Origin of the sequence: Candidatus Bartonella washoeensis Sb944nv, assembly GCF_000278135.1 — a bacterium.
Classification (GTDB): Bacteria; Pseudomonadota; Alphaproteobacteria; order Rhizobiales; family Rhizobiaceae; genus Bartonella; species Bartonella washoeensis.
The window spans coordinates 123021-144518 of the sequence record NZ_JH725024.1 but is presented as its reverse complement, the minus strand read 5'-3'; the positions used below and the strand labels follow the sequence as shown (position 1 = coordinate 144518).

14 protein-coding genes, 1 tRNA gene and 1 pseudogene are annotated in these 21498 nt (G+C 35.9%); 8 read left to right on the top strand and 8 right to left on the bottom strand.

The genetic code is table 11. The features are described 5' to 3' along the window. Positions 1–421 precede the first annotated feature (421 nt). Both MCQ_RS05305 and MCQ_RS05300 read right to left on the bottom strand, forming a co-directional pair. On the bottom strand, positions 422–2113 hold the full coding sequence (locus tag MCQ_RS05305) for a Na/Pi cotransporter family protein (RefSeq protein ID WP_006924005.1): 1692 nt from the start codon (positions 2111–2113) through the stop codon (positions 422–424). Between the two features lie 70 nt (positions 2114–2183). Continuing rightward, positions 2184–3401, bottom strand: coding sequence for a mechanosensitive ion channel family protein (locus MCQ_RS05300; protein WP_006924003.1), 1218 nt, complete (start codon positions 3399–3401; stop codon positions 2184–2186). A gap of 134 nt (positions 3402–3535) precedes the next feature. Here MCQ_RS05300 and dnaG point away from each other — a divergent pair, with 134 nt between their 5' ends. The 3 genes from dnaG to MCQ_RS05285 all read left to right on the top strand — a co-directional run bounded on the left by dnaG (position 3536) and on the right by MCQ_RS05285 (position 8962). Continuing rightward, positions 3536–5440, top strand: coding sequence for a DNA primase (gene dnaG, locus MCQ_RS05295; protein WP_006924001.1), 1905 nt, complete (start codon positions 3536–3538; stop codon positions 5438–5440). Between the two features lie 377 nt (positions 5441–5817). After that, positions 5818–7827 (top strand): RNA polymerase sigma factor RpoD, encoded by a 2010-nt coding sequence (gene rpoD, locus MCQ_RS05290; RefSeq protein WP_006923999.1) that lies wholly within the window; start codon positions 5818–5820, stop codon positions 7825–7827. A 673-nt stretch (positions 7828–8500) separates the two neighbouring features. After that, positions 8501–8962 carry a YcgN family cysteine cluster protein gene (locus MCQ_RS05285; protein ID WP_006923996.1) on the top strand — a complete coding sequence of 154 codons (462 nt, stop codon included), beginning with the start codon at positions 8501–8503 and terminating at the stop codon, positions 8960–8962. A gap of 39 nt (positions 8963–9001) precedes the next feature. Here MCQ_RS05285 and MCQ_RS05280 read toward each other — a convergent pair whose 3' ends face one another. Continuing rightward, on the bottom strand, positions 9002–9739 hold the full coding sequence (locus MCQ_RS05280) for an SIMPL domain-containing protein (RefSeq protein ID WP_006923994.1): 738 nt from the start codon (positions 9737–9739) through the stop codon (positions 9002–9004). A 168-nt stretch (positions 9740–9907) separates the two neighbouring features. Here MCQ_RS05280 and MCQ_RS05275 point away from each other — a divergent pair. Together MCQ_RS05275 and MCQ_RS09645 are read left to right on the top strand one after the other, a co-directional pair. Beyond that, positions 9908–9984, top strand: a tRNA-Ile gene (locus tag MCQ_RS05275). A gap of 3185 nt (positions 9985–13169) precedes the next feature. Further along, a pseudogene (locus MCQ_RS09645) lies at positions 13170–13352 on the top strand (hypothetical protein). Here MCQ_RS09645 and MCQ_RS05255 read toward each other — a convergent pair. Next, on the bottom strand, positions 13276–13590 hold the full coding sequence (locus tag MCQ_RS05255) for a helix-turn-helix domain-containing protein (RefSeq protein ID WP_006923990.1): 315 nt from the start codon (positions 13588–13590) through the stop codon (positions 13276–13278). The pseudogene MCQ_RS09645 and the gene MCQ_RS05255 sit on opposite strands and share 77 nt — an antisense overlap. Before the next feature lie 1098 nt (positions 13591–14688). Between MCQ_RS05255 and MCQ_RS05245 the strand changes: the two genes are divergently transcribed. Both MCQ_RS05245 and MCQ_RS09810 read left to right on the top strand, forming a co-directional pair. Continuing rightward, a complete protein-coding gene (locus tag MCQ_RS05245) occupies positions 14689–15003 on the top strand; it encodes a hypothetical protein (RefSeq protein ID WP_006923986.1) in 315 nt (104 codons plus the stop codon). A gap of 134 nt (positions 15004–15137) precedes the next feature. Beyond that, complete coding sequence (locus tag MCQ_RS09810; protein ID WP_280176711.1) at positions 15138–15272, top strand: hypothetical protein; 135 nt, start codon at positions 15138–15140, stop codon at positions 15270–15272. A 2398-nt stretch (positions 15273–17670) separates the two neighbouring features. Here the strand turns inward: MCQ_RS09810 and MCQ_RS05235 are convergent. Continuing rightward, positions 17671–17850 (bottom strand): YegP family protein, encoded by a 180-nt coding sequence (locus tag MCQ_RS05235; RefSeq protein WP_006923983.1) that lies wholly within the window; start codon positions 17848–17850, stop codon positions 17671–17673. A gap of 411 nt (positions 17851–18261) precedes the next feature. Next, entirely contained in the window at positions 18262–18804 is a 543-nt protein-coding gene (locus MCQ_RS05230) for a helix-turn-helix domain-containing protein (RefSeq protein WP_006923982.1), read from the bottom strand. Positions 18805–19149: 345 nt separating this feature from the next. Here MCQ_RS05230 and MCQ_RS05225 point away from each other — a divergent pair, with 345 nt between their 5' ends. Further along, positions 19150–20202 (top strand): DUF475 domain-containing protein, encoded by a 1053-nt coding sequence (locus MCQ_RS05225; protein WP_006923981.1) that lies wholly within the window; start codon positions 19150–19152, stop codon positions 20200–20202. Between the two features lie 37 nt (positions 20203–20239). Here the strand turns inward: MCQ_RS05225 and pncA are convergent, their stop codons facing one another. Beyond that, positions 20240–20848, bottom strand: a complete 609-nt coding sequence (gene pncA, locus MCQ_RS05220; protein ID WP_006923980.1) for a bifunctional nicotinamidase/pyrazinamidase — start codon at positions 20846–20848, stop codon at positions 20240–20242. Positions 20849–20895: 47 nt separating this feature from the next. Further along, positions 20896–21432 (bottom strand): hypothetical protein, encoded by a 537-nt coding sequence (locus MCQ_RS05215; protein WP_006923979.1) that lies wholly within the window; start codon positions 21430–21432, stop codon positions 20896–20898. Positions 21433–21498: the final 66 nt, after the last annotated feature.

The window sequence follows — 21498 nt, the reverse complement described above, 5'->3', positions numbered from 1 at the left end:
GCGCAACGCTATCCATAAACCCCAACATACACACACACAACCTTTTATAGTAATAAAAAACGCTCAGGTTGACAATAGTTTTACGTAAAAAGAAAATGTTTGTGACAGTATTTTGAAAGTATAAATAAGTGTCTTTATAAGCAGATTTTTTGCCAATCGCTGTAAAGAAATTCGCAAAATAAAATGACAAAATGAAAGGTAACAAGCAAAGTTGAAATTCAAAAAGTTTGAAAAAAAGTGTGCTTATACGATATCAATGATGCTTGAAATGATGTTTCACTCTTTGCAAAATATTGTGCAGGTCGAATTTGTAAAAATATTGATACGATAGTTACAATTCGACTAATAACTGCATTCTTCATAAACATACTTCTTCCTTTGAATAACAATCATTAATTTTCTTGTTAAACTATTCTAAAAGTTATGATTTGACTGTTTGTTGTTCAGAGGGATTACGCAGGCGCGAACTTTTGAGTAGTCCTTTGGCTTCTAAAATTGGGTAGATCATTGAGGTTAAAAGAGAGTTAATCTGTTTGAGATCGCGTACAGTGTCAAGATGAAGGCTCGACGATTCTACGTTTTTGAAGTTACCTTCACGGAGGCGCTTAAAATGCTTTAAACTCATTTCTTTTTCTAAATTTCGGAGTTGATCTTTTTTTTGTACCAATAAATGCGCAGTGTGTGTGTTACGCGAGACAAGAACATTAAATGCGATATGCGCATTGGCCAGAACAATGGCGTGAAAACGAAGAAGGTCATTCCATCCGTCACTGCTGAATTGTAAAGCTTTTTGTTGTTTCTTTTTAACCAGCATAAGCATATTATGCATAATAATGTCTCCCGCTTGATCCAATTTTATACAAGCACTTAGAAGTTCTTGTGTTTGGAGTGCTTCTTCATCAGATAATTTTTGTCCTGCCAATCGTGCAAGATAGAGTTTGATTGCGGTATGCTTTTTATCCAATATAGAGTTCAGCTGGCTGAGCTCACGGATGATGTCTGGATCAGGTTTTTCATAAAGTCCCATGATTTTTTCTAGCATGATATCTACGAGATCACAAATATGGATGACTTCACGCATGACATTAGAGAGTGCTAAAGTTGGGCGATCAAGAACACTATCATCAAGAGCTGTTTGATCGGATAAATTAAGAGTTTTATTGGTTTGCGTTTTTTTTGCACTTAAATGAACAATTTTAGTGGTCAATTTTAAAACCCATTTCGAGAGTGGTATTCCAGCAAGAAGAATAAAAACATTGAAAATAATATGGGCATTAATAACTTGAGTAGAAGCATTATTGCCAAGCCATGTGATTGGTGGTTGAAAGAAAAGAAATAAAATAAGAATAAGGATTGAACCGGCTCCACGCATGAGTAAATTCCCCAATGGGACAAGGCGGGTGTTAGGGGAGGCGTTGCGTGTTAAAAGTGGCGCTATGAGAGAAGAACCAAAGTTGACACCAAGGACCATTACAACACATAGTTGAGCATGGATAAGATCATAATTGGCGAAATTGACTAGCAAAATGATTCCTGCGATAGAGGAATGCAAGAGGTAAGTTAGTGCTGCTGCCAATAAAAAAGTGGAAATAGAATCGGTTGAAAGATAGCTGATGATGTTAGGCAAAATCGCGCTATCACGTAAAGGTTCTGTGGCGGCACTTATCATTTGTAAAGACAAAATCAAAAGGCCGATACCGATGATGATACGTCCGATTTGACGCCAATCACGTTTTTCAGTTGTCATGAAGATACAAGTGCCGATTAAAAGACATAAGGGCACAGCGATAGTGAGATCATAGGAGAGAATTTTGACAACCAATGCCGATCCTAATTCTCCTCCACGTACGGCCATAAGCCCTGCTAGCCCAGAGACAAAACCAGATTCAACAAAAGAACCAACAAGGAGTGTTATTGCTGTAGAGCTTTGTAAAATCATTGCTGTAAACAGTCCAAAGCTTACAGCAAAAAATGGTTTGGAAATGACATGGCGCATTTTGTATTTAAGTTTGTCACCATAAGCGCGTTCAAACCCCGTACGCACCATACGTGTGGCCCAAAGAAGTAAAGAAATAGCGCCGGCAAGATGAAGGAGTACCAATGAACCATTCATGATACTTTTTCTTTCTCTGTTATCATAAATACAGTTGATCTAAAAAATTGTTGAATTGAGGTTTATCATTTTATTTCGCTTTCGCTTTTAATACATGACTAAAATCATAGCCGCTTGGATTTTGAAAAATCTTTAGACCAAAACTAGGAAGAATGGAATAAAGGTGGTCAAAAATATCACTTTGAATTTGTTCATAATCCAGCCAAACGGTTGTGTTGGTAAAGCAATAGATTTCCAAGGGTAAACCATTTGGTGTAGGAGGTAATTGTCGTGCCATCAAGGTCATGTTTTGTTCGATGTTTAGGTGATTTTTGAGATAAGCAAAAACATAAGCACGGAAAGTCCCAATATTCGTTAAACGGCGGGTATTGGCTAACACATCGTGATTTTTATCTAATCGAGCGTTCCATTCATTGATTTCTGGTATTTTTTGTGTGAAATAATTTTCTAACAAATTAAATCGGGAAAGATATTCTTGTTCTTCTTCTGTGTGGAAACGGATGCTTGATTGGTCAATAAAGAGGGAGCGTTTAATGCGTCGTCCACCTGCTTCCTCCATTCCGCGCCAATTTTTAAAAGGATCAGTCACCAGTTTACGGATAGGCACGGTTGTAATTGTTTTGTCAAAATTTTGAACTTTAACAGTATGAAGCGCAATTTCAATGACATCACCATCTATATCGAGACTGGGGATTTGAATCCAATCGCCGACACGTACCATATCCGTGGATGAAATTTGGATGCCTGCAATGAGAGAAAGGAGTGTGTCCTGGAAAATCAACATAAGGACAGCCGCCATTGCACCAAGACCGGATAAAAGAATAAGAGGTGAGCGGTCGATCAATGTGGCTACCATGAGAATTGCAGCCACAGTAAAAAGCGCAATTTTAGCGATTTGAATATAACCTTTTATTGGTTTTAAACGCGCTGTTGGCTGTTGTTCATAAAGGATATTAATAACATTAAGGAGAGAAGAGATTGTTAAGACAACGACAAAAATAATGAAGGCATTAGCAACATTACTTATAATAGTGCTAAGTTCAGAAGGAAGTGTCGGGATAAAATCAATGCCGATTGAAAGAGTAAAGGCTCCGACAATATTAGCTATGTACTGAATGGCGTGTTCAATATCAGCGGTTGTATCTTTAGGAAGAAAAAAAGAAAACCGTTTTGCTGCGCGAATGAATATATTTCTTGCTAAAAAGTTGACTAAAAGCGCAATTAGAATAAGAATAATAAGCCAAACAATAGATTCTAGCAGTGGATATTGAACAAGAAATTTGATCACTTTTTTACTCTCCATTTTTGAATTATGCACGGTTGAGCTCTTCAAATCTTTCAACCGCTTAAGATGAAGTATTGGAATTATGCTCCAAAGTCGTTAAACATGCAAAAAAGAATTTTAGAACTCTGTGAGAGATAATGCGTTTTCCGTCTGATTTCCTTGATGAAATCCGCACCAGATTACCGATTTCAACGGTTATTGGCCAAAGGGTGGTATTTGATCCCCAAAAAAGCAAGCCTTCGCGAGGAGATTTTTGGTGTTGTTGCCCATTTCATGGTGAGAAAACTCCAAGTTTTCATTGTGATGATCGTAAGGGGCGTTATTATTGTTTTGGCTGTGGTGTGAGTGGTGATATTTTTACTTTTCTTTGCGAGCTTGATGGATTGCGCTTTTCAGAAAGTGTAGAACGTTTGGCTGATTTTGCAGGGATGAAATTACCTGTCTTTGATCCACAAAGTCATAAACGTCAAATGGAAAAGGCTGACCTTTATGATGTTATGAAAATAGCTACGGATTTTTTTCAATATAGCTTACATGATAAAGAAGGAGCGCAGGCGCGTCGTTATCTTGATGAGCGTGGTGTAACGCCAAAGCTTGCAGAGCGCTTTCGGATTGGGTTTGCTCCGACAAGGCGTACAGCTTTGAGAGAAGCTTTGAGTGCACGGGGTATTTCGATAAAACAAATGGAAGATTGTGGGCTTCTCAAATTGGGGGAGGATGGTGGCGCTTCTTATGATCGATTTAGAAATCGTATTATGTTCCCTATTGAAGATTTACGTGGACGTGTCGTGGCTTTTGGAGGGCGTGCATTAGATAAAGATACGCCGGCAAAATATCTCAATAGTCCTGAAACAGTCCTTTTTCATAAAGGAAATATGCTTTACAATGCGGCTGCTGCTCGCAAAAATAGCCGCTTTGTTGGTGATGAAAAGATCCATTCCCTCCTCGTTGTTGAAGGCTATATGGATGTGATTACATTGACTAAAGCTGGTTTTGAGGGAGTTGTAGCTCCTCTGGGGACAGCCTTAACGGAAGCACAAATTGGGCTTTTATGGCAGATGGCGACTGATCCAATTTTGTGTTTTGATGGAGATGAAGCTGGTTTAAAAGCTGCTTTTCGTGTTGCTGATCGTGTATTGCCTCTTTTAAAGGCGGGGGTGTCTGTGCGTTTCGTTTTGTTGCCACAAGGTAAAGATCCAGATGAAGTGATTCGCGCTGGTGGTGCACAGCTTTTCAATTCTTTTTTGCAAAAATCAATTCCATTGATTGAGCTTTTGTGGTTGCGCGCTATCTATGGAAAGAATTTTGAAACTCCAGAAGCACGAGCAGCGCTAGAAAAACAACTAAAACAGCAAATTTTTACGATTAAGGATGCAGATATCCGCCGTTATTATTTTCAAGATATAAAAAAACGACTTTTTGATTTTTTCCGTCCGTTTTTTTCGAAAAAAAAAGGTGCAGGACGATACGATCAGAAACCCCGAAATAGGATATTTGAAGATCGATCTTTTTCGATGTTGGCAAATTCCGACATAGTGCGCAATTCATCACATACTGTTCCTCTACGTGAGGCAGCTATTTTACTAATTTTGGCGTATTATCCTGAGTTATGGTATGAAAATTTTGATGTTCTTTCTGAGTTGGAATTACAAAACACGCAATTAGTGAGCCTTCATCAATCTATGTTAGAAATTCTTGGGAGCCAGCAGCTTCATGATAAAGAAACAATGGTTGCACTTTTAGAAGAAAGAGGGCAAAAAGCTCTTTTAGAACGTATGAAAAATCTGGTGCAAAATGTTGGTATGCGTACCGTCTTTGCTGGTGCTCCGATAGAAGATGCCCGTGCTGTATTAAAACAAGCCATCTACTTGCATCTTCAAGAACACCACCTACATAAGAGACTACAAGATATTGAAGAGCAACTTATCAAAAATCCTAATAGTGAGGTTTTTGATTTGCTTCGTGAAATAAAATTTGAACTGGAGCAGATGCAAGCGACAGAAGCTTTAATTGAAGGATTTGGCAGTTGGTTTAATGAATAAATAGACGGGAATAATAAAGATAAGATAAAATGATTCGCTTTTTTGGAGCGAATCAGTCACCTAAAGCTTAGTATGAGGAAGTTTTATGTAAAGCGGCATTTTTATAAAGAATGACGAGTGAATTTTAGGAATAGCGGGAAATTGGTTCTTACTATAGGATGCAAAGATTATCTCAGAAAAGCTGAGAGGTGTCGGGGAAACTTCTAGAGTTTTCCCGCGTTTTTGTGTGAATAAAGAGCGTATTCAACAAAATGTATCTTTTCCAAAAGGAAGTATATATAGGTTAAAGTATACATAGGAAATTTTTAATACGCTAAGTGAGAACGCAAAAAGCTGGTCATGCGGAAGCTGTGTAGTGATCAAGTGGAGTTAACGGTATGGCAACAAAGGTTAAACAGAAAGATAATACGGAAGCAACGGGACAAGTGAGTGTGGATAGTCCTCTTCTCGATTTTTCTGATGATGCCATCAAAAAAATGGTTAAACTCGCCAAAAAAAATGGTTACGTGACGATGGATGAATTGAATGCAGTTCTTCCTCCTAATGAGGTTACATCTGAACAAATTGAAGATACCTTGGCGATGTTCTCTGAGATGGGCATTAATGTTGTGGATGATGAGGATGAAAGTGAGTCTGAGAATTATGAAGAGGAAGTTACGGTAGAGGGGGGCGATTTAGTAGAGGCTACGAGCAACGCGATTGCAACGACAACGAAGCGTGAGGTCACAGATCGCACTGATGATCCAGTGCGTATGTATTTGCGTGAGATGGGTGCTGTGGAGCTCCTTTCGCGGGAAGGGGAAATTGCTATTGCTAAGCGTATTGAAGCGGGCCGTGAAACAATGATTGCTGGACTTTGTGAGAGTCCTTTGACTTTTCAGGCGCTTATTATCTGGCGTGAAGAATTAAAAGAGCAGCGTATTCTTCTTCGTGAAATTATTGATCTTGAAACGACTTATGCAGGACCTGAAGCTAAGCAGGCTCCCGTTATTGAACGAAGTGCGGTCGAAAAAATAAAAGGGGAAAAAACGTCTTCTAGCACGCGTGATATCGAGGATATTACGCGAGATATAGGGATTGAAGATGATGATGAAGAAGACGATGATGTTAACTTATCGCTTGCTGCAATGGAAAACGAACTTTGTCCTCAGGTCATGGAAACATTGGATTTCATTGCTGACACTTATGTAAAATTGCGAAAATTGCAAGATCAGCATGTTGAGAGCAGTTTGGCAGAGCGTAAAGAGGGAGCTCTTTCACCTTCCCAGAAGAAAAAATATATTCAATTAAAGAGCGAATTGGTTCAAGCAGTGAAATCTCTTTCTTTGAACCAAAACCGTATTGAGGCCTTGGTTGAACAGCTTTATGACATCAATAAGAGATTGATTCATAATGAGGGTAAGCTGAAGCGCATTGCAAATAATTATGGTGTGGGTCATGAGGATTTTTTAAAAGAATACCAAGGTCGTGAATTGGATGCAAATTGGATTAATTATATTGCAACTTTGTCAGGGCGCGGTTGGAAAGAATTTTCAAAGCGTGAGGCTAAAGAAATTCAAAATTTGCGTAGTGAGATACAGAATCTTGCGCAAGAAACTGCTATTTCAATTAGCGAATTCCGTCGGATTGTGACCCAGGTGCAGAAAGGTGAGCGCGAATCAACAATTGCTAAAAAAGAAATGGTGGAAGCCAATTTGCGTCTTGTGATTTCAATTGCAAAAAAATACACTAATCGTGGTTTGCAGTTTCTTGACCTTATCCAAGAAGGCAATATCGGTTTGATGAAGGCCGTGGATAAGTTTGAATATCGGCGTGGATATAAGTTTTCAACTTATGCCACATGGTGGATTCGTCAGGCAATTACGCGCTCAATTGCTGATCAAGCACGCACCATTCGTATTCCTGTTCATATGATTGAAACAATTAACAAGATTGTTCGCACATCGCGTCAAATTTTGCATGAAATTGGACGTGAACCTACACCAGAAGAATTGTCTACTAAGCTTTCTATGCCATTAGAAAAAGTGCGAAAAGTTCTTAAAATTGCAAAGGAACCGATTTCGCTTGAAACGCCCGTTGGTGATGAGGATGATTCTCATTTGGGTGATTTTATTGAGGATAGGAATGCATTATTGCCGATTGATGCAGCTATTCAAGCTAATTTGCGTGATACAACGACTCGCGTTCTTGCTTCATTAACACCACGTGAAGAACGTGTTTTGCGAATGCGTTTTGGTATAGGGATGAACACCGATCATACGCTGGAGGAAGTTGGCCAACAATTTTCAGTTACACGCGAGCGCATTCGTCAGATTGAAGCAAAGGCACTTCGTAAGTTAAAGCATCCTAGCCGTTCACGCAAATTGCGTAGTTTTCTCGATTCTTAAGTAGAATAGTGCATTTGCAAAGATGTATTATTTATAAAGATGTATTATTTATTTTGTGAATGTGGATGAAAGGCATATGATGCAGCTCTTGAGATGTCTTTTTTCCAAAGATAATAGGTTGAGGTTGAATCATTTATACAGAATTTGCGATATCAAAACTTGCTCTTGGCTTTAATATTTATGTGTTATGGTTTATAAAGCGGCATGGAATTATATGGTCAGCTTCCAAAAGGATAAACAATATCTGAAATATTATCTTATCTGTGCCAGTACGTTTACTCATAGAAGTGGTGTATTAAGTATTTCTCTCTTCAAAGCGTGTTAATTTTTCGATGTGCTCGAGCAAAGGTTTCTTTGTGTCGAGCTATGCATAAAAGTCGCTTAAGTTCGTGTGTAGATGTATGAAAAGTTTTATTTGTGTTATATTATTGTTCTAAATTACCAAATATTTATCATTGTGCATATTGGTTTTTTTTATTATCTTCATAACAAACGTTTGCATAAAGTGTATTCTATTTTCATTAAAACTGGATTTTTAAAAAAATTGTCTTGAGACAATGCACTGGGTGGAATGATGTCTAAATAGATAAAAGATGTGTGAAGTTATAGGGATGAAGTTTTATTTATATCGCTTTTTGATAGATTTTCTTTTAAAAGGACTATTCCCGATTTTATGAGTGAAGAGATTCCCTTTTGGAAAGTAAAAAAATTAGAAGAAATTTCCATTTCTGAATGGGAGAGTCTTTGTGATGGCTGTGGGCGTTGTTGTTTGCATAAGGTGGAAGATGATGACACTGGTGATATCTATGCAACCAGTGTGGCGTGTCGCCTTTTAGATGCGGAAACTTGCCGGTGTCGGGATTATATGCACCGTAAATCAATAGTTTCAGATTGTATATTGTTAGATATTGCAACGATTAAAACGGCCCGTTGGCTTCCAGAGAGTTGTGCGTATCGACTGATTTATGAGGGACAAGATCTTCAATGGTGGCATCCATTGGTATCAGGAAATCCTCAGACGGTACATCAAACCGAATTTTCTGCACGTGGACAGATAGAAATTTATGAAGACGAATTATCGTCTGCAGAAGATTATCTGGAACATATCACTGGACTTCTCTGTGAAGGCCGGTGATAAGAGCATTTTATGCAATGATTGATAATGCTATGTGATTTAGTCTATAGTAAAAACTACGGTCACACTGACACTGTAATTTAATTCACCACCTGAAAAATTTGTATCTGCGTAGCTTGTATTTGCTGCCCTGCTCATAAGGCGTGGGCTTGGATGATAGCCATCACTGTTTTCATTGATTTCAATAATTTTTCCTAATTTCAAATGAGCTGCTTGTGCTATAGTTTCTGCTTTTTCAATTGCTTCAGCAATGGCTTTTTTACGCGCTTCTTGATAAAATGGCTTCATATCGGCATTGGTGAAGGTAATGCCATTAACTGAATTAACGCCGAGAGCCATTGCTTGATCAAATATTTTACCAGCATTGGCAAGATCACGAATGCGCACTGTTAAAGAATTTGAAACGCGATAGAGAATTTCCTTGTTCTTTTTTTCGTGATGATTATCTGGGCTAGATTGATAAATGGACAAGCTTGAGGTTTGCAAGTCGTTTGCTTGAATGCCATTACTCTTAAAAGCGTTTACAATATCGTTCATAGACTTATTATTGGCTGCTAATGCTTCTTGAGCAGTTTTGTCATGCGTTACAACGGCTAGATTTATAATTGCCATATCCGGTGTTGCTTGACTTTCGCCGGTCGCAGTAACTGTAATAGTTGAATGTTCCATTTTTCTTTTTTCAGCGTGTGCGGTAAGTGAAGTGGCCACCAGGGTAAGTGCTATCATAGCCATTTTAACCGGGTAATTCTTCAACGGTTTGAAAATTGTTTTTGTCATATCTATTCCTTTTGTTTATCGATTTACTACTCTCTCATTTTCTGGAGTTCTTGTAAAGAAATTAGGGCGTTAGAAAAAAAAACCGATAGAAAAGAAAAAAAGGTGAATTATAATTTAAGCAAGCTCTTGTATAATCAGAAGTTTTAGTTTAGAGAGAAACAGCTTGTGGGGCCTGTAGCTCAATTGGTTAGAGCCAGCGGCTCATAACCGCTTGGTTGGGGGTTCGAGTCCCTCCGGGCCCACCACAATACACGATGACTAGTAGCTGTAAAGCTAATAATTTACTTTAAAATTTAAAGAGCTTTATGGTTACTCGTCCTTTTCTAGCTTTGCGGTTAGGTTTTGTACCAATTTATTTTTTAAAAACAAAACTCTTTTCTCCTTTTTGCTGTCGAATTTTGATTTTTATAGTGTTTGCTCTTTTTTCGGTTTTCTTCTGTCAAAACTATATTTAACCAAAAGTCCTTTTAATGGTAGAAAAGGTGTATAAAAATAATGCATTATAACATATTTCTATCTCATTTCATCTTTTCCCGCTGAGTGCAAAACGTAGTGTTAAGTTATATCCGTTATGTTGTAAGGACTATTATTCTGAACCCTTTTTTAGCTTTTTTATCGATCTGATAGCAAGCTTTTTGCGGTCAGTATCTCTTGTATAAAGATGTGCCATAGTGTCATTTATTCAGCTAAAAGTACTTTGGATTGTATTCCCATTTGAATTGACAGACATGTTACGGTTCATCTTCTTCATCCGGCTATCAATTTTTGATGTCTTTTTATTTGTATGCTTTAATAAAATACAAATCTAAGTTTTTTAGTGAGTGTTTTGCCGTTTTTACTATAAATCAACATCTTGTCTCCAATGGAACCAGTTTGAAAGTATTACGGCTAATATGGTCAAAATCGGGAAATAGGGATCTATTTGGAATTTATTTTTCTCTGTCTTTGGATAAATGATATTATCCTTGTGTTTTTCCGCCAATAGAATCATATTACTATGACGTAAACCTGTATAGAGAAGAACGTGAATCCAGACATGTTTATGCGTTTAGTGATGCCATTTTATAATATTTCTTTCTGTCTTCTTCTGTTCAGGCTGGAAGCCATCCTTGTTTTTGAAGGAGTTTTTTCTCCTAAGGTTTAAGTTATCTTCTAAAAGATCATTAAGTACTTTCAGAAAAATTTAAGCGGCTGTAAGTGTTTCCTTGCATCTTCAACGTCTCCTGTAATATGGGTTTTATTGTTTTGTAAGGAATGTTTTCTATTGAGAGGGAAGGCTTTCATCAGAATGCGTTACTTTGTTTTTTTAGCTATACTAATTGATGCTTTTAAAATATCTTTTGAACAAGCTATGCAAATGCATCTTCAATAAGTTCTTCGGTTTAGAAGGTATGAGCTTTATAATTCAGAAAGTACACTTTAAAGTTGTAAACAAATTCTTATGCTTCATAAGTTCCGTGTATTCTCTGCTGTCGTTCATAAGCCATGTGTGCATATCATATCATTTAGCTATGCTGGATAATGTTTAAAACAAGATGAGGAAGATGGGGGTAGAGTATGGCAACGTCACAATTTAGAAAGCAAAGTTTCGTAATATTAATATCTTTGATATATCTATGAATTTTTCAGGTGAACTAACTGAAATTACGATTAGAATTCTGATTTTAAGATACAAGAATTGGTTCACCAGTAGTTTTGATTTCTATTAATTTGTAACCTTGTTTTTGATTCTCTTAAAACACTTGCAATGATAGATTTTTGTGATGATAGATGGTTGATGAGCTATGTTTTTTTCCTTTATTTTGCGCGTAATTTATCTGTGATATATAACATGCATATTGTTTTAAAATGGTTGTTTTGCTGTTAGAAATTGATTTCTTGAAGTTGTATTCTTATCAGTGAATGCGTATTGGTTGAGTGTCTCTCTTTTTTCAGTTAACAATGATGTCATTACTGTAAAGCCTACATTTACAAAATATTCTATTTCGTTTTGAACTAATGCTTTGTCAAACATGTGCATTGTCGTAACCATTGGTATTTGCATAACCAATCGCATTGCTTAAACTTAGGAAATCGCTACGAATGTGCACATTATTTAAAGTTTTTGCGATATTGGAAACTCAACAGTCTTCATGACCAAGATTTGTCTTTTTTGCTATCCAGTTTTCTAAATCGTCTTTCTGACTTGTGCAAAGTCTTTCAATGCAAGGATGCAATGTAAATTACGATCGCAAATACTTAATTGTTCATGATAGTTTTTAGATGTATGCTTTGTTTTTAGAGTTCTTGAGAAAGTATGTTAATGTTTCTTGTTGTGTTTTCTATTGGAAGGAACGACTTTTACTGTTTCATTTGCGCTTTGAATTGCCATAAAAAGCATATAAAAATAATTCATCGTTTTGCATGTTGAGTGAGAGGCATGAATGCCATAAGATTCTCTGCTTTCAAATCCTCTTATGCTGCATCAATAAAGATTATTTATTCGTATGTCACAGGCGGAATTGGCGTGTGGATAAAAGTCATTGAGAAAGGCGTAAATATATTTCTTATGGACCGTTTTAATGCAAGAGTATATGCGACATTGGGAGTTGCAAAGGCAAAGTATAAAATCTTTTTTTGATTCTATCTTGATAAAGCAATGAGTGTCTTTTTGAAGTGTGTCGGTAATCCCAACTCCTTTTCTGTGTTGATTATGAAGAGGAGTTTATCTTTGTCATTAGTTTCCTCATTCATGCAAAGCTGTTGATCGTTACCTTGTTTTGCCAAAAGTAAAATTCACTTCTTCTGCAAGTTTATATTGTTCAATACAACGTTTGATTCAGGTAAAATCTTCTTTTTATAAATGTTGGTGTAACTTATACGCTCATTATTGGGACTTGATTAGTTATCTCCTTTTAAATATTGTTTTTTTTGTTTATGATAGATTTCTATGTCAGCACTTAAAGGGCGCTTTCAGAGGAGAGAGTGGCTCTTTTGAAAGCGTATCACGGAATTGCAGGCAGTGCTGCTGCTTATAAGAACGTATATATCGCATTGTTATATTTTTGTCTTGTGATGTTATTTAAAAGGCAGAGGTAGTGTTGTGTATAATAAAATCGTGATATATTTTTCTTTCAAAATAAATCTATTCCGATTTTCTCACGTAGAATTCAGAGATATTTTCACATCGATTGGTTATTGGTTCGATTCGCAAGATCTGAACAACACTGTTAATAGAAATGATAATATCAATTTGTTTATAAAAGCTCTGTTCCGTGTGATAGTTTTTGTCTCATTACGGGACATAATCCGTAAAATTCCATCTGATTTTATAAAAATCGATTTGTACACAACTGATTCCATACTGCTTATTGCAAATACTTTTTTTCTAAGATACGGGGTATATTCAAACGCTTTTGCGTTATGCAATGTGGCTAAATAGAGTATAATTATGAAGAATGACAAAAACTTTGATACAGTTTTAACTGATATTATTGTGAAATGGGAAGCTTTGTCTACAACTTAAAAGCGCGAGATTTTGAAGAGGGTAGAAAACTCTACAAATGTTGCTCCGTTAAAAGAACATTTAAAGCTTCAATCTTCTTTTTATCTCCAGACGAAATCAAAGCTATGAGTTTTAAATCTTCATCGGAGATGTTAAAACCAGTTATTACATATATGGCGCTAGCATTTCCGAGTGTGTTAAGAATAGCCATAAGTTTATCCACAGAGGGTCTCTTTCCCCCGTTTACCATTTGTTGTACGTAGTTTTGTCCACAGCCTGCTGCTCTGCTTATTTCAATCATCGTTCGTCCATCACTTTTTATTAATTCAATTAAGCGTTGGAACCAATCTTTTTCAGTCTTTGTCATTTTTAGACCTTTACACATTGACGCTATAGCGTTAATATTGCGTCGCGAACTCAGAATACATGATAAAGGAGCGTGAAAATATCCATGCGTAGCTCTTCGCTTATGAAGGATATAGAGTTGTTTTTAATTAATAACGGAATTTCCCCATACACTTTCAGATTAGAATCAATAAAAACTGTTGCTTGGTTCCACGATTGTGACAGGGTGGATCATATGACCAGAAATGGAAATACACATTCGTATGTTCATAAGATGTTACTTTAATAGTATATGTAGCGAAATTATAAATCAAGATATACCCTAGCATCGATATTTGTAAAAAGTTTTTGCATTAAGGTGCTGTGTGGGCAAAACAAAGCTTTACAGCCTTAAGGAAAAGGTTCGTGGCTGTAGAAAAATACAAATTCACAGGCTAAAAGTGCTGGCTTTCTTTTTGCTTTAATAAATTGGGTCATCGTCAGATGGTGTATCATATTCGTACGTTAAGAGACTTTAGAAACTTCAAATAAAGTGATTTTGATGATTTTAGAGAGCATAAAATTCTTAATCACAAAAGTGAGTGTTGGGTAGAATGTGATACAAGCGGCAAATGCTTTATCGAGGATGGATGTGTTTTTGCAATGCGGAAGTTTATAATTATGCTGAGATTTTCGAAAACTCTAAGATTTATGACAATACTTTAGTTTACGGTTATACAAAGATTCGTAAAATTTACTGTAATTCTGAGCTTTGTGACTGTGAAGATTTTCGCAATGACGAAGAGATTCATATATGTCGTTTCATTCTACATGATGCAAAAGAGGTAAACAAGAATGATGCAGGTAAGGGGGATGGAGATCATTCCATCGGGCGTTTTTTTTTGAAATCAGTTGTGTTTTTGCATTTGGGTAAATAAATACAGTAAAACAATTGACGTGAAGGTATCGATTTGAGCTGCTTTGCGTCTTTATTAGCGGATTTTTGTTGAGAGAATAAGGATGCCGAGAGTCATTTATCACACTTGGCACATGTGGCTTATTGCATTCTTTTTTTGCTGGAAGGCGAAACAAAACAAATTGGTCGAAATGACTGATTTAATTGTAATTAAAGGAGATCAAAATGAGTCTAAACGAAATTTTATTGGGAGCGGTGATTATTGTTTTACTTTTCAGCGGGGTTATGTTTCGGTTTGCTTTATATTACCACGATCAAGCTAAAGCTTTTCAAGAAGAATCAAGAAAAATAAAGCATGAGTTCTTAAAGGATTCTATGAAGATGACTGAAGAACGGGATAGGGCACTTAGAGAACAAAGTATGGTGATTAAAAGACGTGATCAAATGATTGAAAAGCTGAAACAACAAATTAAGCAGTATGAGGAAACTATAAAGCAACATCAGGAAGTGATTAAATCGGAAGATGATGCGGAAAAGTAATTTTATCCATATTTTGCATCGGATTTGTGCATTAAAAGACTTTGGAAATGTTAATATAAGGTAATTTAGGAGGCTGGAGAGCGAGAGAGGTAAACTTTAATCATAAAGGCGATTGTTGGGTTTGTGGTGAAATTATGGTTTTTGGTAATGTTCAGGTTTATGGGAAGGTAGTCGTTGGTAGCAATTTCAAAGTTCATTATAGTGCATGTGTATACGATACAGCTACAGTTTATAACAATACAATTGTTTGGGGTGGTATGTGTTATTAAAAACAATATTGAGTGGTGATACGTTTTGGAAGAACGAGGTATCTGCTGATAAAATAGCTGTAACGAATATGCATATAAATAGCCATGGCAGTAATAATAAAGAATGACGTCTGTTTTTTATGAGGTGAAGGAACAAAAACGATCATGATGATTGGACAAAAGAAAGAGGGAGCGAAAGGCGAAAGCAGAAGACACAGGGGATTTGCCAAAACAATCATATTCGTAATTTTTAGGTTGTGTCCATTCTATTACGTTTATTATTGTTACGAAAAGATACAAGATTTGAGAGATGAAAGAAATATATTAGATGAAAAAAACTCAATGACACGCCTGTTAAAGAACGTGATAAGTCAAAGAGGTATGAGAGAATGAGAGTTATAAGCTTTTCACGAATATAAGTTCAGTAGGGGTAAGAAAAAAGACAGGAAACTACACTGTAATTATTGGAAGATTTAGTGAGTTGTGTTGTATGGTAAGGAGTTGCGTGCTTTGTGGCTTTTTAAGGTTCGTATGTAAAAATACAACTCTAAAACTTTATAAAAATCAAATGAATGATCTTTTAGGGTACACGAGCACAGAGAGTGACGCCAATGTGTTGTTCTGTCGTCCTTTTGATGGTGATTATTGATTTTTTCTTTATTTTTTTAGGCTACTTTTACTTGGTAAAATGTCAAATTGGTTTTCTTAAAGTATATTGATGTTTGTGTATTTGAATTGCTTTTGCGGGAGGATTTCTGGTGTAATAAGAAGAATACTTCATTTGTTGGAAGATTCGGTTGATCAATGAATATGGCTGCATGTTTAAAATAATGACTTTCAGCTTTTGCTCTAAATTCTGCTCTTTTTTCCTCAAAAAATTTACTATCAATGAAACTGCTTTATGATCATTAAAGTTTAAGCTTTTTGATGATGCCAAGTATATATCGGGGTAATTTCACATATCTTTCTCTTTTACTAATGGAGAAAAAGTGGACGGAGGGGAGCATATAATTGCCTATTTGATCTAGCTATGAAAATAGGATGGATGATTTGTGATGCGGGTATTTCATCATAAAGAGAGTGGTTAATGTTCAAACACGCTGCTTTGAAGGTGGTGTGATGCGTTATATGATTTGTAAATAATAGTTTATAGAAATCATGATGACATTAGATTGAATTGATGCAGTCTATTTTGAAGCGAGGTGCCATTACCTTGGTTGCTATTCATGTAGCAGCTTATAGCTGATTCTTAACGGCTTTGTGCCCATATTATCAGATATTTTATAAAGTCCTTGTTAGGATGACTAAGAAATTATGAAAGGGAAGGCATCAAAAGATAGAGATAATAAGGCAATATATTTTAAAGAACCCACACTTCGAGATAACAATCAAAAAGCTGCTTTGGCAATTTTACATTGAATTAAAAAGAAGGAGACCAGACATGTCAACTTATTTGGTTTGTAGGCTTTTTGCAGAAATGTGGCTTTTGATTTTGCTTGTTTATCGTTTACTCAAAATTTTATCATTTTTCATGAAGTCTATCCGTTTATTTTTTCTTTAAGAGCTGTTTTAATAAACTTGCTAAGAATTTAGCCAAAGTCTTATTTTCTTCAAGTTGCGATGTTTGGTTTCTATGCTGGTTATTTTAAAGTCAGTGCAGCATTTCTGATGCAATTATAATGCGTGCCGCTATAAGAAAGTGCTGAGAGATTTTACTGTTGGCATAGCAGTGATTGGTAATCATAAATTGTTAGCCATAGAATTTTTTATGATACTTCTATTATTTTCATATTCTTCTTATCCTCGAAGTTTTAAAAACTTCGATGCGCAAGAGCACGCGATAAATGCCGATTTTTTTTAATATCTTTTTTCCATAAAGGTTTTCGAGATAATTTCTCTTAGAACATTAGATGAACTGTGTTGTAAGTTTGTGTAAGAAATCTTCTCTGATATTTTTTATTCACACAGGCAGCTTTACACGTTTGATTTTGCCGGATTAGAGGAGTATTGGAATCTTTTTTTGCGACTGCAATGTTACAATACACGCTGTAAATATTTTATGAGAGCCTTATATAATTCTCGGGGTGTAATATTTGATGATAACTTTTGGCTATGCTGGTTGCTTTAGAACAGTAGAGAATAACATTCAAAAAGGTTGATAAACTGAAAGTATAGCAAAAATATTGTGTGCTGCTGGTTGATAAATTTAATAGCAGTTTGATTGCCGGTTTGGAGATAGGATAGCATGCATGAGAAGTTCTACCTTGTAGTTTTTTGAGGTATACGAGAAACTATACAAAAACTTTTTCCTGTTTTCTACTGTCAGAAAACAAAATTCTTTCCCCTTTATCCAACATCAAAGTGTGATGTTAAGTTCAAAATATAAAAGTAGATTTTTCTAACTTAATGGTGAAGAACGTTAAGGTTTTAGCTCTCTAATAAGGGCTTTATGCGTAATTTCTTTTATCTGCTCAATATTTGTTAGAATATCTTGCTTTGTTGGATAACCTTTACTGGAAAAAGCAATTTTTTGTTCATCTCCAGAGATTAGACGCCAGTACCATTGATTGTGAACCCCTTGAAACACCTCAAAATACATGCTTCCTACCTCATAAAATAGCCGATAATTTGCAGGATAAATATTCAACCCCTCTGACTATGAGTATTTAAAGTATGTCTCCACAGTAAGTAGTCAATATATGTCCTTTATTTTTTTAATCTCAAAAAATAATTTCTATGAGATTTATATTTTGTAACAAGAAAATATTTATTGTCAATAAGGTATAAATAGGTATTTTATACTTTAAATGATATTTTTTTAATTTTTATATCCTAGTATTTATATTTATAGTAGGAAAATTTTCTTTGTAAAAGGCGTATGTATTAAATTTTTACTATAAATATAAATTTATACGGCATACAAAACTTTATCAGTAATGAAAGAATTGCTCCTACTTTTTTCCTACTGATAAAGTTTGTGCCTGTTCTGTCGTTCCTTTTAATATGGACGTTATTGATTAGCGATAACCTCTTTTTGTGATATACTTCGAATGAGTAAATCGATGAACAAGCTAAGGGCATAGGAGTTGGCCATTTTTGCCTTCATATCAATCAGAGAGGTTGCGGCTTTTGGGGTGGGCCCATTAGATGAGCCCTGTTTTGATAAATATTGCTGCAACTTTTCATAAGAGCTGTCGATTTTTTCTTGATTTAGTTTTTCGCTACGATCACTATTGTTGGCAAGGATTTCTTCAAGCCCTTCAATTTTTTTTATAAAATAGTTCCAGTCAAAGTCACCTTTATTATATTCAGTATCAAACATTTTTCCTTGTCCAGTTAAAAGCCAATTAATATTGACACCGTACAACGTGCGATATGTTTGTAAGACACTAAGATTAGGTTCTCTTTCCCCACGCTCATAAAAAGCGATGGAGTTTTTTGTCATGCTAAAATTTTTGGCTAATGTTTCACGTGATGGATCCCCTAACGCAAGGCGTACATAACGTAAACGTTTTCCAAATATAGTTTTCGATTCAGTTTCAGGACGTGCCATGAATTATCTCCCTCAGTAAATCATCATGGTATAAGCTTTAACCTATAAAGGCACACTATGTATTAATAACTCATGATGTAATGTCAATATTTATAGCTTTTATTTTTCTTTATTTTTTTAATTTTAGTGGATAAAAAGTGATTTTTGACTTGTTCTGTTGTATATTATTTAAGACTGGTATTCATTTTAGATGAAAGATGAGCTTACCGATTCTTCTCTTGTTTTTTTTGAAGAAGATTGCATATGAGTTCGCCATGTATATTCTGTTTCTTTTTGCATTAATAGATACAATCTTTCGATTTGCGCAGCGTATGAATTTGAAGAAATAAATTTCGAGGAATGATCATGGCCTTATTAGGCTATTTTAGATGGGCTTTTTTTTACACAATTGTTGGCGTCTTTCTAGGAGGAGCTATTGGTTGGTTTGAAACAGAAAGTGCTGCCGGTTTTCTTAAATATTTTTTCATTTGCTGTGTTTTAGGAATTTTGGAAATTTCTTTATCTTTTGATAATTCTATTATCAATGCGCGTGTTCTTGGAAGGATGGATCCGTTATGGCGCCGTCGTTTTCTGGTATGGGGTATTTTAATAGCAGTATTTGGGATGCGGATTATTTTTCCGTTGTTGATAGTTGCTGTTGCTGTTTGGATTAATCCAATTGCAGCAGTAAAATTAGCAATATGGGAGCCACATCAGTATGCTGCAATTTTAACGGATGCTCATGTAGGTATTGCTGCTTTTGGGGGAACTTTTCTCATGATGGTTGGGTTGAAATATTTTTTGGACCCTGAAAAAGAGGTGCATTGGCTCGCTTTTATAGAGAAATCAGCTCAAAAGCTTGGGGCACTTGTTGGGATTGATATTGCAATTGTTTTGATTGTGATATTATTTTTTTCAGGGCAGATTGTAACAGAAGATAAAATGACTTTTTTACTTGCTGCCCTTTATGGACTTTTGACGTTTATAAGTGTTGAAGCCGTCGGTTCGCTTTTGGATGCTCCAAAAACAACTTTAACTCCTGTCGCTAAGGGGGGGGCAGGTGCATTTCTTTATCTAGAAGTTTTAGATGCTAGTTTTTCTTTCGATGGTGTTGTTGGTGCTTTTGCCTTTTCACACAACCTTTTTATTATCGCGATTGGTCTTGGTATAGGTGCATTTTACGTTCGTTCTATGACGATTATGTTGGTTGAAGCAGGGACGTTGTTGCATTATCGTTATTTAGAGCATGGCGCTTTTTATGCGATTTTGGTACTCGCAGTGATTATGTATTTGCAAACGATTATATCAGTTCCTGAAGTATTAACAGGACTTATGGGAGTTTGTATTATTGGAATGGCGTTTTATTCTTCTCTTCGCTTTAAGCGTCATCACTTGAGTAAACATGTTGTTTCCAAGTAAGTTGAAAGCTTGCAACAGCAGGGCGAAAGAGAGTGTTTTAAGAAGCCATTAAGAGTTCTATACCGGATTCGTTCATCGTTTTAAGCATAGTGTTAAGTGATCCGTTTAGATCAATACCAGCACAGGCATTTAATGAAACGCTCACTTTAAAGCCGCATTGGATGGCATGAAGTGCAGAAAATCCGACACAAAAATCGGTTGCTAAGCCGCACATAGCTAGTTTTGTAAAACCATTTTCTTTGAGATAAACTTGTAGACCTGTTGGTGTTTTTTGATCATTCTCAAAAAAGGCAGAATAGCTGTCAATTTTTTGATTATAACCTTTTCGAAGGATAAGTTGTGCTTTTTCAACTCTGAGAGATGTGTGAAACTCTGCCCCTTGTGTTCCTTGTATGCAATGATCAGGCCAAAGTATTTGTGGACCGTAGTCAAGGTTGACTGTATCATAGGGCGTTTTTCCAGGGTAGGAAGAAGCGAAGCTGCAATGGTTTTTGGGGTGCCAGTCTTGGGTTAAAATGACATGATCAAAATGACCTATGAGATTATTGACAGCAGGTAAAATTATATCACTTTGTGGTACTGCAAGTGCTCCACCTGGTAGAAAGTCATTTTGGACATCAATGACAATCAAGGCTTTTTTTTCCATTAATATATTCCTGTAGGAGATTTATGTTTTGTGGTAGCTTTTAAAGACTATGTTTCGTCTTGAAATTTTGAGATAATTCGGTAGATATCGTTATTATTTGTATAATTATCAAGCCAAAAGAGAGGAATAGATAAGTTTTTACAATTGGTTTTATAGTTTTTTACAAATTGTAACCACATGCCTATGGGGAGTGCACTGTAATCACTAATAGCTACATGGTGGTGCAACGCTTTAGTAATCATAGGACTTGGGACGTCAGATCCCATAAGGCGGCGGTTATTGTGTAAATGCAATTTAAGCCACATCAAGGCAAGAGGTGAAGTCCATTGTCTTCCGTGACACAAAAGCGATGAAAAGAGATGGGGGTTTTCTACAGCATAATGTAGCGCCCAAAAAGCAAGAAAAGAGGGGGCATAGAGAATAGATTTTCCTGGGGGTGCACTCTTGCATTGATAAGTCGGTTTGATGCGATAAAAACATAGCTTTATATCTGGTGTGGAAAAAAGAAACGACGTTTGATAACATGTTTCGGGTACAGCTAAAAAGGTTTGTTTTTTATTTTTCGAAGGTGCGTTTTTTTGCATTCAGAACCATAGTGGGGCTTGTGAGATTAGAAAAAATATATCAATATTAGAATGAAAAGCTCTTGC

Excerpts from the sequence above, each read along its gene's own strand:
- MCQ_RS05305 (WP_006924005.1), bottom strand. The coding sequence starts at position 2,113 with ATGAATGGTTCATTGGTACTCCTTCATCTTGCCGGCGCTATTTCTTTA.
- dnaG (WP_006924001.1), top strand. The coding sequence starts at position 3,536 with ATGCGTTTTCCGTCTGATTTCCTTGATGAAATCCGCACCAGATTACCG.
- rpoD (WP_006923999.1), top strand. The coding sequence starts at position 5,818 with ATGGCAACAAAGGTTAAACAGAAAGATAATACGGAAGCAACGGGACAA.
- MCQ_RS05285 (WP_006923996.1), top strand. The coding sequence starts at position 8,501 with ATGAGTGAAGAGATTCCCTTTTGGAAAGTAAAAAAATTAGAAGAAATT.
- MCQ_RS05280 (WP_006923994.1), bottom strand. The coding sequence starts at position 9,739 with ATGACAAAAACAATTTTCAAACCGTTGAAGAATTACCCGGTTAAAATG.
- MCQ_RS05255 (WP_006923990.1), bottom strand. The coding sequence starts at position 13,590 with ATGACAAAGACTGAAAAAGATTGGTTCCAACGCTTAATTGAATTAATA.
- MCQ_RS05245 (WP_006923986.1), top strand. The coding sequence starts at position 14,689 with ATGAGTCTAAACGAAATTTTATTGGGAGCGGTGATTATTGTTTTACTT.
- MCQ_RS09810 (WP_280176711.1), top strand. The coding sequence starts at position 15,138 with ATGGTTTTTGGTAATGTTCAGGTTTATGGGAAGGTAGTCGTTGGTAGC.
- MCQ_RS05235 (WP_006923983.1), bottom strand. The coding sequence starts at position 17,850 with ATGTATTTTGAGGTGTTTCAAGGGGTTCACAATCAATGGTACTGGCGT.
- MCQ_RS05230 (WP_006923982.1), bottom strand. The coding sequence starts at position 18,804 with ATGGCACGTCCTGAAACTGAATCGAAAACTATATTTGGAAAACGTTTA.
- MCQ_RS05225 (WP_006923981.1), top strand. The coding sequence starts at position 19,150 with ATGGCCTTATTAGGCTATTTTAGATGGGCTTTTTTTTACACAATTGTT.
- pncA (WP_006923980.1), bottom strand. The coding sequence starts at position 20,848 with ATGGAAAAAAAAGCCTTGATTGTCATTGATGTCCAAAATGACTTTCTA.
- MCQ_RS05215 (WP_006923979.1), bottom strand. The coding sequence starts at position 21,432 with ATGCAAAAAAACGCACCTTCGAAAAATAAAAAACAAACCTTTTTAGCT.